14 protein-coding genes are annotated in these 14,661 nt (G+C 35.2%); 4 read left to right on the top strand and 10 right to left on the bottom strand.

From position 1 onward, the window contains the following. Positions 1 to 126 precede the first annotated feature (126 nt). From LMD38_RS21995 to LMD38_RS22025, 7 genes are all read right to left on the bottom strand, one after another. Positions 127 to 1,212 (bottom strand): DUF871 domain-containing protein, encoded by a 1,086-nt coding sequence (locus tag LMD38_RS21995; protein ID WP_016716537.1) that lies wholly within the window; start codon positions 1,210 to 1,212, stop codon positions 127 to 129. Further along, positions 1,202 to 1,480, bottom strand: a complete 279-nt coding sequence (locus tag LMD38_RS22000) for a hypothetical protein (protein WP_000900037.1) — start codon at positions 1,478 to 1,480, stop codon at positions 1,202 to 1,204. The genes LMD38_RS21995 and LMD38_RS22000 overlap by 11 nt, the downstream gene beginning before the upstream one ends. Then, positions 1,456 to 2,766, bottom strand: a complete 1,311-nt coding sequence (locus tag LMD38_RS22005) for a PTS sugar transporter subunit IIC (RefSeq protein ID WP_001013055.1) — start codon at positions 2,764 to 2,766, stop codon at positions 1,456 to 1,458. The genes LMD38_RS22000 and LMD38_RS22005 overlap by 25 nt, the downstream gene beginning before the upstream one ends. An 82-nt stretch (positions 2,767 to 2,848) precedes the next feature. Next, positions 2,849 to 3,154: a PTS sugar transporter subunit IIB gene (locus LMD38_RS22010; RefSeq protein WP_016716536.1), complete on the bottom strand. Its 306-nt coding sequence runs from the start codon at positions 3,152 to 3,154 to the stop codon at positions 2,849 to 2,851. Position 3,155: 1 nt separating this feature from the next. Further along, positions 3,156 to 3,476, bottom strand: coding sequence for a PTS lactose/cellobiose transporter subunit IIA (locus tag LMD38_RS22015; protein ID WP_000131337.1), 321 nt, complete (start codon positions 3,474 to 3,476; stop codon positions 3,156 to 3,158). A 111-nt stretch (positions 3,477 to 3,587) separates the two neighbouring features. Beyond that, entirely contained in the window at positions 3,588 to 5,528 is a 1,941-nt protein-coding gene (locus LMD38_RS22020) for a BglG family transcription antiterminator (protein ID WP_016716535.1), read from the bottom strand. A 76-nt stretch (positions 5,529 to 5,604) separates the two neighbouring features. Further along, entirely contained in the window at positions 5,605 to 6,693 is a 1,089-nt protein-coding gene (locus tag LMD38_RS22025; protein ID WP_001253342.1) for a DUF871 domain-containing protein, read from the bottom strand. Positions 6,694 to 7,012: 319 nt separating this feature from the next. On the opposite strand from LMD38_RS22025, the gene LMD38_RS22030 reads away from it, so the two are divergent. Further along, a complete protein-coding gene (locus LMD38_RS22030) occupies positions 7,013 to 8,215 on the top strand; it encodes an MFS transporter (protein WP_016716534.1) in 1,203 nt (400 codons plus the stop codon). Positions 8,216 to 8,544: 329 nt separating this feature from the next. After that, positions 8,545 to 10,200 (top strand): Na/Pi cotransporter family protein, encoded by a 1,656-nt coding sequence (locus LMD38_RS22035; RefSeq protein WP_061183489.1) that lies wholly within the window; start codon positions 8,545 to 8,547, stop codon positions 10,198 to 10,200. Positions 10,201 to 10,234: 34 nt separating this feature from the next. On the opposite strand, the gene LMD38_RS22040 is transcribed toward LMD38_RS22035, so the two are convergent. Further along, entirely contained in the window at positions 10,235 to 11,233 is a 999-nt protein-coding gene (locus LMD38_RS22040) for a YhdH/YhfP family quinone oxidoreductase (protein WP_062821547.1), read from the bottom strand. Positions 11,234 to 11,547: 314 nt separating this feature from the next. Here LMD38_RS22040 and LMD38_RS22045 point away from each other — a divergent pair, with 314 nt between their 5' ends. Continuing rightward, complete coding sequence (locus tag LMD38_RS22045) at positions 11,548 to 12,750, top strand: LCP family protein (RefSeq protein WP_016716532.1); 1,203 nt, start codon at positions 11,548 to 11,550, stop codon at positions 12,748 to 12,750. 148 nt (positions 12,751 to 12,898) lie between these two features. After that, on the top strand, positions 12,899 to 13,339 hold the full coding sequence (locus LMD38_RS22050; RefSeq protein WP_000642359.1) for a hypothetical protein: 441 nt from the start codon (positions 12,899 to 12,901) through the stop codon (positions 13,337 to 13,339). A gap of 33 nt (positions 13,340 to 13,372) precedes the next feature. Here the strand turns inward: LMD38_RS22050 and LMD38_RS22055 are convergent, their stop codons facing one another. Then, positions 13,373 to 14,137, bottom strand: coding sequence for a sulfite exporter TauE/SafE family protein (locus LMD38_RS22055; protein ID WP_016716530.1), 765 nt, complete (start codon positions 14,135 to 14,137; stop codon positions 13,373 to 13,375). A 33-nt stretch (positions 14,138 to 14,170) separates the two neighbouring features. Continuing rightward, positions 14,171 to 14,650 (bottom strand): DsrE/DsrF/DrsH-like family protein, encoded by a 480-nt coding sequence (locus LMD38_RS22060; RefSeq protein WP_016716529.1) that lies wholly within the window; start codon positions 14,648 to 14,650, stop codon positions 14,171 to 14,173. Between the last annotated feature and the right edge of the window lie 11 nt (positions 14,651 to 14,661).

Here is a 14,661-nt window from a genome sequence, read left to right on the forward strand (position 1 = left end):
ATGAGGCTGACTCTTTTTTTATGATTCTTACATTCTTTCTCCTTCACTCCCGTCCGATTCTATATACGATAGACTACCATTTCAACAGAAAAAAGAGGATGCCACAGCATCCTCTCCTTCTCTCCCCTATTCCACACAAGTAAACTGCGTCCAAGCTCCTACATAATCTAGTAAGAATAACTCTTCTTCTGCAATTGTACCTACAATATTTTTCCGTTCATCTATCGGCATTTCTTTTAGAATGATTTGTAGTTCACCTTTATACTTACCAAATGAATTGTTTCCAATTACAACTTGCCCTCTTTCCTGTCGTACACTTTCGCGCACCGGGAAGTCATAGTCTTTGTATTTCTTACGTACTTCTGTAGAACGTACCATATATTCTGTTATATCGCCGCGTCTTACATGTAATTCTTGTAGCGTGGCTCTCTTCTCTACTTCAGTCGCCTCGTCTACAAAGTGTACCTTTAACTGTAACATGTAACGATTTAAGTTTCCTAGTTTCTCTAACTCTTCTTCACTTGCATAAGCATTTCCGATAATAACGTCATCAATAAGCCCTGTCGCCCATAAATGTTTCGCTTGTACTTCAATCGGTAAGTTACGATGCTCTTCTAATGTACATAATCCGTCGTTAATATCCCATGGACCGATGTTAGCTGCATGTGACGTAATAAACGCTGCCGTGCGAATACCATGTTTTTTAAAGCGTTCACTACAGCGAATGAAATATTCGTATGGAAGTCCAGTAAATTTTTGCGGATAAAAGTTATGACAACCAATTAAAGCTGACTTATTTGCCTGATGCGAAAGAATATTTTCTAAGTACGCAATATCGTTACTTACGTTTAGCTCAATTTTTAAGCCATACGGGTTATTCGTCATTTTCGCTTCAGTTAATCCGTCAAACCCTAAATCTAATCGAATACCGTCTGCACCTAACTCTGCGAAAAATGATAGATCACTATAACTAATACCAAGCTGATCAAAGACAGCCGGAGCTACATCTAAAATAACTTCCATATTATTATCTTTTGCATGATGAATAATTTCTTTAAATTCAGCTACAATTTCTTCTTTCGGACGATTCACAGACAATAGGCATGTGAATATTCTTGAAAAACCGTGGCGTGCCGCTGCCGAAATGTATGCCATATCTTTTTCCTTCGTTGAATGCTCTGGATAAAGTGAAATTCCTAATTTACGCTCCATGCTTTTGCATCTCCTTCACACGTTGTATTAATGCCATGCTCGTAAATCTATATTTTGCAGATAAACATGTTGCACATAAAATCGTTGGTACAATAATTACGTACGGTGATTGTAAGCTTAGCATTACATAGGCACCCATTGAACTACCGATAAATACAATTGATACTAGTAGTAAAACTAATAAAGATTTACTTTGTACCCATTTTGAATAATGTGCAATACACTGCCCCGCTACAAATGTAATTAAGATGATAATTGCTCCGAGCATTTTTCTTTCTCCTCTCCTGCTAATTGTTGTTTCTCATACATTTTGAAGAACGGATAGTAAATAACGAATGAGATAACAAAGTTAACAAGTACAAGTACACCAGCCATAATTGTCCAGTCCGTACTAATAACCGCTGCAATTGGCGCTAACATCGTAAATGGCAATTTCGCCATCATCATCGGAATCATACCTGAAACAACTGCGAAATATGATACTGTCGTTGTCACTAACGGTGTAATTACGAACGGAATAATTAAGATTGGGTTCATTACAATTGGTGCCCCGAAAATAATTGGTTCATTAATATTGAATAAGCCTGGCACGAATGATAATCTACCTAACTCTTTTAAGAACTTAGATTTAGAGAACATAAACATAATAACTAAAGCTAACGTTGATCCTGATCCACCGATCCATACGAACCATTGAATAAATTGCTCTGTAAATAAGTTTGGTAATTGATGTGCATTTCCTGTAGCTGTGAATACTTCCATATTTTCAAGAATTGCTGAATCCCACATTGGACGAATGATCGGTCCTAAAATCGCAGGCCCATGTATACCGAATGACCAGAAGAATACGATTAAGAATACTGTTAATAAACCGCCGAATAAATTATTTCCTACTAATACTGATTTTAGTGGCGCGATTAAATATGTGATTGTTGTATTTACATCAAATTTCAAACCGTAACGAATGCCCCAGAATAAAAGAATAACTGCTAACGTTGGAATTAATGCTGCAAACGAATTTGAAACTGCTGGTGGTACACTATCTGGTAATTTAATCGAGATATTATGCTTAATCATAAAGTGATAAATTTCTACTGCAATTAAAGCTGTAACAATTGCGCCGAATAAAGATGTTGCACTTAATGTTCCTACTGAAATGTATCTACCTGCATCAATAACACCTGGTACGGCTTTCGTAATTTGAATTGGTTCAACTGATGCTAGTAAAAAGGCGAGTACAGATAATAACCCTGCACTTAACTGATTGAGCTGATAAAAGTTCGCGAGTGAAGCCCCTACCCCAAATGCTGCGTATAACGCCATTAGTCCTACTGTAAATCGGAATGGAATATCTAAAATATGGCGAAACGGTGCAATCCACTCCATATATGCATCAATTGGTAAGTTTAAAAAGATAACGAAAAATGATCCGACAATCGTTAACGGCAATGTAGAAATAACTCCGTTTCGAATTGCTAATAAATGTCGCTGTCCGGCAATCTTTTGTGTTGTTGGCATAATCTTTTGTTCCATAAAACTCATAAAACCATTCATCAAAACCCCTCCTCTTTCTCTTTTCTATGAAAGGATGAAATAAAGTTATAACATTATAATGTTTATATTTAAAAAAATATAATTATGCTAAAACTAATTGTTCTGCTTGTTTCAGTACTTTCAAACCATCACACATGCCATAATCTCGTTGGTCTATAATCGCAACTGGTATATTGTATGAGTTTGCAAGAAACTGTACCGCTGGAAATAAATATTTCACTTGCGGACCAATTAAAACAACATCAGCATTTTTTATTTCCAGTTTCACAAGTTCTGAATCAACTGCTTTAATTTTATAATTCTTCCCTTGTTTCATTGCCTCTTCTTGCATTTTTCTTACAACCATACTCGTTGACATGCCTGCTGCACAACATAATAAAATGTACATCTTATACTGTCACTTTCTCTTCTACTCGTTTATGAAGAGTGATAAATTCTTCAGCAAGTTCTTTCACTGTAATTGCATTCATTAAATGATCTTGTGCATGCACTAACAGTAAACTGATTTCTGCATGATTTCCTCTTGCTTCTTCTTGAATTAAGTCTGTTTGAATACGATGAGCTGCTGAAATTTCTTCCCTAGCAAGTGTCATCTTTTCACTCGCATTCTCAAAATCTCCTTGTCTTGCAAAAGCAATTGCTTCAAGTGACGCGCTTCTCGCGTTGCCACCATGTAAAATTAACGCAAATGGAGTTTGCATATCAGTCATTTTAAATTCCCCCAAGCCATCTTTTTTCTATATTGTTATCTTATTATGAAAACGCATACAATTAAACATAAAAAACTTCCGTTGTGTAACGGAAGTTTTTATATACTTCTCTTATAACGATAATAATATCTCTTGAAAATCTTCAACCACTTCAGCCTGAGCTAATTTCTCTATCGTATTTTGATTAGACATAATATCATATAAAAAATCATAAAGCTTTTGTAAATCTTCATTATTATTGCGCTTTACACTAAATAAAATAATAACTTGTACTTTCTTATCTCCCCAGTCAACCGCTTTATCAAGTGTACAAAACATCAAAAATGTTTTCTCACTTAATAACTGCATCGGATGTGGAATCGCAACTAAATTCCCAACTGCTGTAGGGGATGTATTCTCTCTTTCCATAACAGAGTCATAAAAGCTTTCTGGTACATAGTTTTTCTCAGCAGCTTTCTCACATAAAAATTGGATAACCTCTTCCTTTGTAGAAGCACTGTGATTTAAAAAGATTAAATCTTCCTTCATATATTGCTGCACACTAGTATTCACATGCGCAAATAACTGCTGACCAATTGACTTAATCTCTTTATCATCAAATATTGAGTTTACTTTTATAACAGGCACAGGTAAACCACTTGGTATATGAATCGTACTAATAATACAATCTATCTTTTCTTTGTAGAGATCTTCTACTTTCAATTGATAATAGCCTGTAATCCCTACAATCTCTAATTTATCTCGGAACTGTGATAGAATTTTATATTTCAATAGTTGAGCACTTCCTTGACCAGTCGCACAAACTAATAAACATCTTTTCTTTTGATTCTGTTCCTGTAAACGACTCATCGCTCCGCCGAAGTGAATCGCAATATAACCAATTTCACTTTCCGGAATCGATTCTCCCGTATATTCACCAATTATATCTCCAACAAGAACCGCAATTTCAAAAGCATACGGATAATTCTTTTTCACTTCTGCCAAAAGAGGATTTCTCGTATTTAACTTATACTTCAAACGGTTTAATAACGTTTTTAAATGAACACCAAACCCGAATAATAATTCTTCATCATAATAAAAAATAAGATTCCGTTCTTCCGCTACTTTAAAAAGAATATGTTGCATGAATGCATATAGATCTTTTCCTAATAGTTCTTCCACATTTTCATAACGATTTTTCGCTGTAACAGCAGTACTTAATAAATGCATCGTCACATATAAAACTTCTTCTTCGGGAAATGAAAGATGCAACTCTTTCTCTAAATCCCCTAAAATCTCTTTCGCAATTGTATATTCTTTCTTTATTATAAGTTCAGCTTGCTCTGTATGTAGTCCTTTCATATAATGTTGATCTTCACAACGCTTTAATGCAATTGCAATATGAATGACTAAATTATCAATTTCTATATCTGATAAATATATCGCTCCTCCTTCGATATACTTTAATATAATCGAACGGATAAGCGGTATATGAGGTAACGATAAATATGTATCATTCTGCTCAAATTGCTCATGAAACGGAGTATGGTCATAACGCGGTAAACCATATTGTGATAAACAAGAACGAATATGAAACTCCTCTCCGACAATACGTATACCATAATATGGTCTCTTTTCAATTTGTAATTGATAGCGACCACATATATCTGTCACATCTTTCATAATTAAATTTACAGTCGATTTACTTACATAAATCTCCTCTGCTAGCTGTGAAAGCTTCACATACCCATCTGTCGTTAAAATACGTTGCAGAATGTAAGCTATCCTTTCTTCATAAGAAGTCGGGATTTTTTCTGTCTGTTTTTGAAATAGACTCACGCAAAACTCTTCAAACTTCTTCGCTTGTATAATTTCTAGTTCGTATCCAGTCCCTCTTTGCGATTCAATTTTCGCTCCGTTTTCTTCCAATATATCATTTAATAATTTTATATCTTTTTGAATCGTCTTCGTTGATACATGTAAACGGCTCGCTAAAAAAGCTCGATTTAACATCGATTTCTCTTCTAAAAACTCCTCTAAAATAGAAACTAATCGCTGATGCACCTTTGTCATAGCTCTTCCTCTCGCAATTTATATATAAAAAGGAAAAAGCTGCTGAGGTCAGTAGTTTTTTCCTTTTTTAATTTATCTATTTCTTTAATGTAAATCCGAATTTATCCCATGCTTGTAAATAGTCTAGTAAGAAAATCTCTTCTTCTACAATTCGACCAACTACATTTGTTTTTCCTGTATTCACCATATCTTTTAATGCAATTTGCAATTCACCTTTATATTGGCCATATTGCTCATTATCAATTAAAAGATCGCCGCGCTTAATTTCACGTGTATTATGAGGTTTAAACTCTTCTTTTTTATATTTCACACGGCTTTGTGTCGAACGAATCATATATTCAGATACATCCCCGCGATAAAAATGAGGTTCGTCTAATACGATAATTCTTTCTAATTCTGTCGTTGTATCATATAACTCTATATCAAATGTTTGTTTCTCTTTATTTAATGCACCTAGTGCTTGTAATTCTTCTTCTGATGCATAAGCGTTCGCAATAATAACATCATCAATTAATTCTGTCGCAAATAAATGCTTCGCCTGTGTTGTCATTGGTAGTTCACGATGCTGTTCTAACGTACATAATCCTTCTGTTACGGGCCAAGGTCCATATGTTGCATCAAATGATGAAATAAAAGCAGCCGTTCTCATACCGTAATCTTTAAATTGTTTCGAGCATGTAATGAAATGATCGTATGATAATCCAGAATAACGATGCGGATAAAAATTATGGCAACCAATTAAATTTTCACGATTTGGTCTATGGCTCATAATATTATCTACATACTTCGTACCGTTACTCATATTAATCTCAATTTTTAAGCCATACGGATTGTAAGTCATAATTGATTCTTCTAATCCTGAGAAACCAACATCTAAACGAATACCGTACGCACCTAGTTCATGGAAGAATGATAAATCATTATATGAAATACCTAGTTGTTCAAAAACAGCTGGACTAATATCAACTAATACTTGGAACCCTAATGCATTTGCATGAGAGATCGTTTCTTTAAACTCTTCTATAATTTTCTCTTTTTCTCCATCTACAGACAATAAGCATGTGAATACACGTGTAAATCCGTATTTACTTGCTAATGTTAAATATTCCTTATCTTTCTCTACTGTTGAATGTTCTGGATAAATAGAAATACCTAATCGTCTCATATGTACACGCCTCTTTCTTCATTGTTTTGTAAACCTTTTCAAATATATGTAGTGAAAAAGTATATATCCCCTTCTCATTCACTACTTTTTGAATCCGCTTTCTTTAAAGAAAAAATAGTTTCTATCATTCATACCAACTACAAGTCTATACATCTATACTTTACAACTTTTTTTCATAGTTGTGTAGCTTTTACACAAATTTGTCAGTTTTTCACCTCGAAAATTGTTGTACGTTTTCAAGGCACCTTCCTTGACTGTTACATTGGCCAATACATATACTCGAAAGAAAAGAGAAATTTTTTATATAGGGGATGAATACATGGGAGAAGCAATACTCGTAAAACGAGAACCGTTATGGACGAAAGAATTTGTCGCGCTAATTCTAGCAAACTTATGTATGTTTTTAGGATTTCAAATGTTAATTCCTACTTTACCCGTTTATGTGAAAGAAATTGGAGGTACAAGTTCCAATATCGGATTCGTTGTCGGCATGTTTACTGTTGCGGCACTTTTTGTTAGACCGCTAACTGGAAATGCCTTGCAAAAATTTAGCAAAAAAATCATTTTAATGATCGGTACTGCTATTTGTTTACTCGCTATGGGTAGTTACCTTTTCGCTTCAACTGTTTTCCTATTGCTTGCCGTTCGAATTTTACACGGAGCTGGTTTTGGTATTACAACGACTACATATGGAACTGTCGTTTCAGATTTAATTCCGCAAGCTCGCCGTGGTGAAGGCATGGGATATTTCGGTCTTTCTGGAACGATTGCAATGGCGCTCGGTCCACTTATCGGACTTTGGCTTATGCAAACATATAACTTCACGATTCTTTTTTTATGTGCACTTTCCTGTACAATTGTTTCATTAATATTAACGAAACTACTTCAAATCAAAAAATCGCCGCAATCACCACAGCAAACATCTGGTACCTTCCTTGATGGATTTATTGAACGTAAAGCTTTACTTCCTTCATTATTAATATTATGTATTACATTAATGTACGGAGGAATTGGGAGCTTTATTACATTATTTGCTACGGAAGTCGGAATTGCTGATATAAGCCTCTTCTTCTTATTTAATGCACTTGCAATCGCCGTCACTCGGCCGTTTTCTGGAAAATTATATGATGCGAAAGGTCATACATTCGTTATTATTCCAGGAGTTATTATTACGTTTATAGGTATTATTTTATTGTCGTATACAACTACAATTCCAAGTTTAATTATTGCGGCAGCATGCTACGGAAGTGGATTTGGAGCGATTCAACCTGCTCTACAAGCATGGATGATCGACCGAGTAGCACCTCACCGCCGAGGAGTTGCAACAGCTACATTCTTCTCAGCATTTGACCTAGGAATTGGTGCTGGCGCAATTATTTTTGGATTCATTGCACATTTTACAAACTACGCAACTGTATATCGTTATTCCTCTCTACTACTTATTGCTTTCCTGTTCATTTACATCACAAGTGTAAAAAAACAAAAGCACGGAAATAAAAACAGAGAAAAAGCTGCTGGATAATTTCAGTGGCTTTTTTCGTATTTTTGATGTTATAAAACTACATGCATTTTCCTACATATTTTTTTTACTTTCATCAAAAAATATACGATGAACTCGCAGACGCTTTCCTTCATATTCAACCGAACAATACTATTCTAAAAAGTGTGATTTCTTTACAAAATTAAGATTTATACAAGATAAAAACCAATAAAATACAGCCATTTCTTTAAGGAATTGTAAACTTTTCTTCCCTTTGTAAATTTAGTGTAAATTTTACGGATAAACCGTTTACAGTGCCTCAAGGTTCAGTTAATAATTACATCGTACATGAAATTTAAGGAGTGGAATGCGTGGAATATAATGTTCAAGATATGATCTTCCAGTTCATTGGTGGATTAGGTATTTTCTTATTCGGGATTAAATACATGGGCGATGGACTGCAACAAGCTGCTGGAGATCGTCTTCGCGATATTCTAGATCGCTTTACAACAAACCCACTAATGGGTGTACTAGCAGGTATGCTAGTTACTGTATTAATCCAATCAAGTTCAGGAACAACCGCTTTAACAGTCGGACTCGTAAGTGCTGGATTTATGACATTAAGACAAGCAATCGGTGTTATTATGGGTGCGAACATCGGTACGACAGTTACTGCATTTATTATCGGAATTAAAATCGGAGAATATGCTCTTCCAATTATGGCAGTTGGAGCTATCTTACTATTCTTCTTTAAAAATAAAAAAGTACATTCTTTAGGTCAAGTTATATTCGGTTTTGGTATGTTATTCTTCGGTTTAGAACTAATGAGCACAGGTATGAAGCCTCTTCGTTCTTTAGAGTCGTTCCAAGAATTAACAGTTAGCATGAGCGACAATCCAATTCTAGGTATTGTTGTTGGTACAGTCTTCACTTTAATTGTACAAAGTTCAAGTGCAACAATCGGTATTTTACAAGAACTATTCGGTCAAGGTGCAATCGATTTACACGCTGCCCTTCCTGTATTATTCGGTGATAATATCGGTACAACAATTACAGCAGTATTAGCAGCAATCGGTACTTCAATTGCTGCAAGACGTGCAGCATTGGTTCACGTTATCTTTAATATTGTCGGTACAATCATCTTTACGATTTTATTAATACCTTTTACAAATTTAATTCAATATTTCCAAACGTCATTAAACTTAAATCCAGAAATGACAATTGCATTTGCACACGGAACATTTAACGTAACGAATACAATCATTCAGTTCCCATTCATCGCTGTATTAGCATGGATTGTAACGAAAATTATTCGTGGTGAAGATGCTGCTATTGATTTCAAACCGCAACATTTAAATCCAATCTTTATTGAACAATCTCCAGCTATTGCTTTAACAGAAGCACAAAAAGAAATTATTCGTATGGCTGAGTTTTCATTACATGGATTAAAAGAAGCAAACCAATTTTTAAACACACAAGACAAAAAACACGCTGACATGGCTACTCAATTAGAAGGAGCTATTAACAATTTAGATAAAAAGATTACCGAGTATTTAGTTTTACTCTCAGAAAAACCACTTTCACCGACAGACTCTGAGAAGCATTCAGTTCTAGCAGGTGTTGTTGGAGATATTGAACGTGTCGGTGATCATGTAGAAAACCTTGTAGAACTTGTAGATTTCCAAATCTCAAACCGTGTTTCCCTATCAGACGAGGCACTAACTGAACTAAATGAAATGCTTGAGTTAACGATTTCAACATTACAAGACGCAGTTGAAGCTTTAACAAACTTCGATACTGAACTAGCTCAAACTGTTATTGCAAAAGAACGTAAAATCGATCAAATGGAACGTGTTCTTCGTAAACGTCACGTATTACGTCTAAACGAACGTAGCTGTTCAGGTGATGCAAGTATCATCTTCGTTGATATGGTAAGTAACTTAGAGCGTATTGGCGATCACGCTGTAAATATCGCTGATGGTGTTTTAGGTGAACAAGGTAAAGTCAATTTAAAACAATCATTATAATAAAAAAGAGACGCTAACGTGAGCGTCTCTTTTTTTATTTCATATTTACAACCGTTCTTCCTTTTAACTTTCCTTGCAATATAAGTGTAAATTTCTCATCTAATTCTTCTAATGTACATTCTTCTGTATAAGGTCGTAACTCTTTATTTCCCCATTCATTGGCTAGGAGCGTCCACACATCTCTTCTCACATCCACTGGGCATTGCACTGAATCTATCCCTAACAGGCTGATACCTCGTAAAATAAACGGATATACCGTTGTTTGTAATTGCTGGCCTGCCACATTACCGCATGTCGTTACGCACCCGCCATACTTTACCGTTTTTAAAGCTGTTTCTAACATATGTCCACCTACAGTATCGATAACCCCGGCGTATATTCCTTTTAACATTGGTCTTCCTGATTCATCATTCAATTCCGCGCGATACATCACTTTTTTCGCTCCTAGACGTAGTAGCATCTGTTCCTCTTCCATTTTTCCTGTCGCTCCTACTACGCTAAACCCTAACTTACTTAAAATACTAACAGCTACACTTCCTACACCGCCTGTAGCACCCGTTACTAAAACATCCCCCATACTAGGCGTTACTCCTGCTCTAATAAGCTTATATACTGATAAAGCGGCTGTAAAACCTGCTGTCCCGTACATCATACTTTCCTTTAATGACATTCCCTCTGGTAAAGGGACAATCCAAGATGCCGGCACGCGAATATATTCTCCAAAACCACCAGAAGTATTCATCCCTAAGTCATATCCTGTTACAATGACTTGATCCCCTACCTTAATGGTAACATCTTCACTACTCACAACCACTCCTGCTGCATCAATTCCTGGCGTATGAGGATATGTTCTCGTAACACCTTTATTACCTGTAGCTGAAAGAGCATCTTTATAATTTAGTGAAGAATAATGAACCTTTATTAATACGTCTCCCTCAGGTAAACTACTTACTTCTCTCTCGACAACGTTTCTTACAAACTGCTTACTTTCTGTTTCGTTCACAACAATTGCTCGGAATGATGTATGATTCATTATGCCCTCTCCTTTATCCGTAAATTTCTTCTTTATTATATAGAAGAAATAATTAAACCTACTCATTTCTTCATGGCTATATTTCAACAAATCTTACTTCTCTATTACTTTCTCACAATACATATTTTCATTTCCACTAAAACAACTTATACTTATTCTACATCTCAAAAATAAAATATAAAAAATCTGACTTTTTATAAATAAATTGAATTTTTACGAAATGTAAATGTTTTGTAATGTTTTTTTTCGTCAAATTTCATTATAATAAGTGGATATGAGTGTCGTATTTCAATCCAAATGAAGGAGTACAGGAAATGGAGCAAAACCCATCTTTGCAAGAAAATACACGCAGTAAACCGAAAAAAAGTAAGAAAAAAACAAAAATTATTATAAGCGTTATTCTATTCTTTTTAATAGTAGGTGGCGGTTATACTTGGTTTTTAGTAAATAAAGCATCTTCTGCTGTTCGAAATGCCGCACACGATTTAGCACGCGGTGATAAATCTGATTTACGTGATAAAGTTGTAAAACCTATTACAAACAATGTCTCTGTCTTAGTAATGGGTGTCGATGAAAGCGATGTCCGAGGAAAAGAATATGGTGAAGCTATAAGAACGGATGCACTATTACTTGCAACGTTTAATAAAGATAGCAAAACTGTAAAACTATTAAGTATTCCACGAGATACATATACGTATATTCCAGTGGAAAAGAAAAAAGATAAAATTACACACGCTCATGCATACGGTTCTACTAAAAACGGAAAAGATGGTGGACCACAAGCAAGTATTGATGCAGTTGAAAAATTACTAAATGTTCCTGTTGATTACTTTGTAAAGTTTAACTTCAAATCATTTATGAAAATTGTCGACGATTTAGGCGGCATTGAAGTTGATGTACCAGTTGAATTTACGGAACAAGATAGTAATGATAATGCTGATGCAATTCACCTGAAGAAAGGTGTTCAAAAGCTAAATAGTGAAGAAGCTCTTGCTCTTGCTAGAACACGCCACATCGATAGTGATGCAATGCGTGGGCAACGTCAACAGCTCGTTATTGAAGCAATTTTAAAGAAACTAACAAGCGTTGGATCTGTAACAAAAGTTGGTAACATCATTGATGATATTAACGGACAGTTCGTTACAAACTTAACATTCGATGATATGCTTTCATTCTATAAGTACGGATCGGATTCAGAAATTGAAAAATTACAAATTCAAGGTGAAGACTGCTACATGGCAAAAGGTGATGATACTTGTAGCCAATCTGCTGGTGGCGGCCGAACGTATTACTACAATCCAGATAAAAAAGAATTAGCAAAAGTTACAAATGATCTTCGTACTCATCTTGGATTACCTGCATATACAAAAACAGACTCTGATTCGAAAAAAACAAGTACAGAGAAAACAAAAGAATCTAAGTCTGAAAATTCAAGTGAACGCGAATCAAGTAACAATGAAGTGAAAAATAAAAATAGCAATGAAGATACAGAAACATCGTCTAACGACAATGAATAATAAAGAAGCAGTTCTCTATGGAGGTAGAGTACTGCTTCTTTTTATTCCGTCACAATCAAAAATCAGAACTTTCTAACTATCTTTTTTAATATTTTTAAATTATAATAAATAGTAGCAATCTATTCCAATTATCAGGGGGCTCATACATATGAAAGCTGCAGTAAAACATAACATCTCAGATTTTAAAGACTACTTAAAGTCAAACGATATATACATGGAAGAAAATATAGATGAAAATGATGGTTCTGTTCATTTTTCAGTAGGGTTAGAGACAGAAGCTGGCGCAAAAATTCAACTTATCGCTGCTTTCCAAAACGAACATCCTACTGTAGATATATACTGCTTCAATGTTGCTCATGTACCTGATGCAACAGCAACAAATGATATTTTGCACGTTATTAATGAATTAAACACATCTTATCGCTTTGCAAAATTCACATTAAACAAGCAAAATGCAATTGACATTTCAACATCTCTTGCATTCTCAGAACCAAACTTTAATCCAGCACTTGTCTTTGAACATACGAGAATGCTATATAAATTAGCAAATGACGAATATAAAAACTTAATGAAAGTGATTTGGGCGTAAATGAAAGGATGGGCTGCAAGCAGCGCCATCCTTTTATTTCGATATCATATCAACCCACATCTTAATAGCAGTTCCTACAATCAAAATCGATAACATATATTGCAGTGCTTTTTGATTGATCCTCTTCCCAACTCGCGCTCCAAGCGGCGCAGCAAAGATACTTGCAATCGCAACAATAAGGGCTGGAACTACAACTACTTGCCCAGTTATCACTTTTCCAGTCGTAATCCCTACTGAGGAAATGAACGTAATAGCGATAGAGGTTGCTATCGTTGTACGTATCGGCAATTTTAAAATAACTAGCATAATCGGAACTAAAAGGAACGAACCTCCAGCACCTATAATGCCTGATGCTCCGCCTACAATAAATGCTAACAAACTTGCTAACCATTTATTATATTTTACTTCATCACCATTATTTCGTTTCGGTACGAACATCATAATAGCAGCTATTGTTGCTAAAGCTGCATAAACAACATTGACCGTATGTTCCTCTAATATGTTAGCACCAAAACTACCTATGAAACTTCCTATTAATATACTAGCTCCCATATATACAACTAGCGTTTTATCCATCTCATTACTTTTCCGATAGGCCCATGCCCCTGCAAAAGTTGCAAAGAATACTTGCACCGCTGTAATACCACTTACTTCATGTGCAGTATAGCCAGTAAATCCTAGCAATACCGGAATGTATAAGATCATCGGATAATTAATAATCGCACCGCCAATTCCAACCATTCCTGATATAAACGATCCTATAAACCCAATTATAAAGAGTAATACGACTAAACTCACCTTATATCCCCCGCCTTCTAAAAAGAAGGTGATTTAAATGAATAAGTTCACATTTCCATCCGAAGCATCTGCTAAATAAGCTCCTACTCCTGCAAACTCTATCCCTTCCATAATCTCTTCCTCTTTTAACCCTAATAAATCTACTGTCATTTGACAAGCTACAAGTTTAATCCCCTGTTCTTTCGCCAAATCTATTAAATCTGGTAAAGGCATCGCATTATGTTTTTTCATAATACCTTTAATCATCTTTGGCCCCATACCGGCAAAATTCATTTTCGATAATCCCATTTTGTCAGCACCACGCGGCATCATCTTTCCAAATACTTTTTCGATGAAAGTTTTCTTTACCTTCACATGCTCATCTTTCCTTAAAGCATTTAATCCCCAAAAAGTATGAAATATAGTTACCTCTTGATCATACGCCGCTGCACCATTTGCAATAATATAAGCAGCCATCGCTTTATCGTAATCTCCGCTAAATAAAACGATTGTTGTTTTCTTCTGTTGTTCCATGTTGTTCTCCC

The organism is Bacillus pacificus, from assembly GCF_020861345.1.
GTDB classification, from domain to species: domain Bacteria; phylum Bacillota; class Bacilli; order Bacillales; family Bacillaceae_G; genus Bacillus_A; species Bacillus_A pacificus.

Bases quoted from the DNA above. Each gene is read 5' to 3' on its own strand.
- LMD38_RS22060 (WP_016716529.1), bottom strand. From the start codon at position 14,650: ATGGAACAACAGAAGAAAACAACAATCGTTTTATTTAGCGGAGATTAC.
- LMD38_RS22000 (WP_000900037.1), bottom strand. From the start codon at position 1,480: ATGCTCGGAGCAATTATCATCTTAATTACATTTGTAGCGGGGCAGTGT.
- LMD38_RS22045 (WP_016716532.1), top strand. From the start codon at position 11,548: ATGGAGCAAAACCCATCTTTGCAAGAAAATACACGCAGTAAACCGAAA.
- LMD38_RS22025 (WP_001253342.1), bottom strand. From the start codon at position 6,693: ATGAGACGATTAGGTATTTCTATTTATCCAGAACATTCAACAGTAGAG.
- LMD38_RS22050 (WP_000642359.1), top strand. From the start codon at position 12,899: ATGAAAGCTGCAGTAAAACATAACATCTCAGATTTTAAAGACTACTTA.
- LMD38_RS21995 (WP_016716537.1), bottom strand. From the start codon at position 1,212: ATGGAGCGTAAATTAGGAATTTCACTTTATCCAGAGCATTCAACGAAG.
- LMD38_RS22015 (WP_000131337.1), bottom strand. From the start codon at position 3,476: ATGACTGATATGCAAACTCCATTTGCGTTAATTTTACATGGTGGCAAC.
- LMD38_RS22030 (WP_016716534.1), top strand. From the start codon at position 7,013: ATGGGAGAAGCAATACTCGTAAAACGAGAACCGTTATGGACGAAAGAA.
- LMD38_RS22020 (WP_016716535.1), bottom strand. From the start codon at position 5,528: ATGACAAAGGTGCATCAGCGATTAGTTTCTATTTTAGAGGAGTTTTTA.
- LMD38_RS22040 (WP_062821547.1), bottom strand. From the start codon at position 11,233: ATGAATCATACATCATTCCGAGCAATTGTTGTGAACGAAACAGAAAGT.
- LMD38_RS22010 (WP_016716536.1), bottom strand. From the start codon at position 3,154: ATGTACATTTTATTATGTTGTGCAGCAGGCATGTCAACGAGTATGGTT.
- LMD38_RS22005 (WP_001013055.1), bottom strand. From the start codon at position 2,766: ATGAATGGTTTTATGAGTTTTATGGAACAAAAGATTATGCCAACAACA.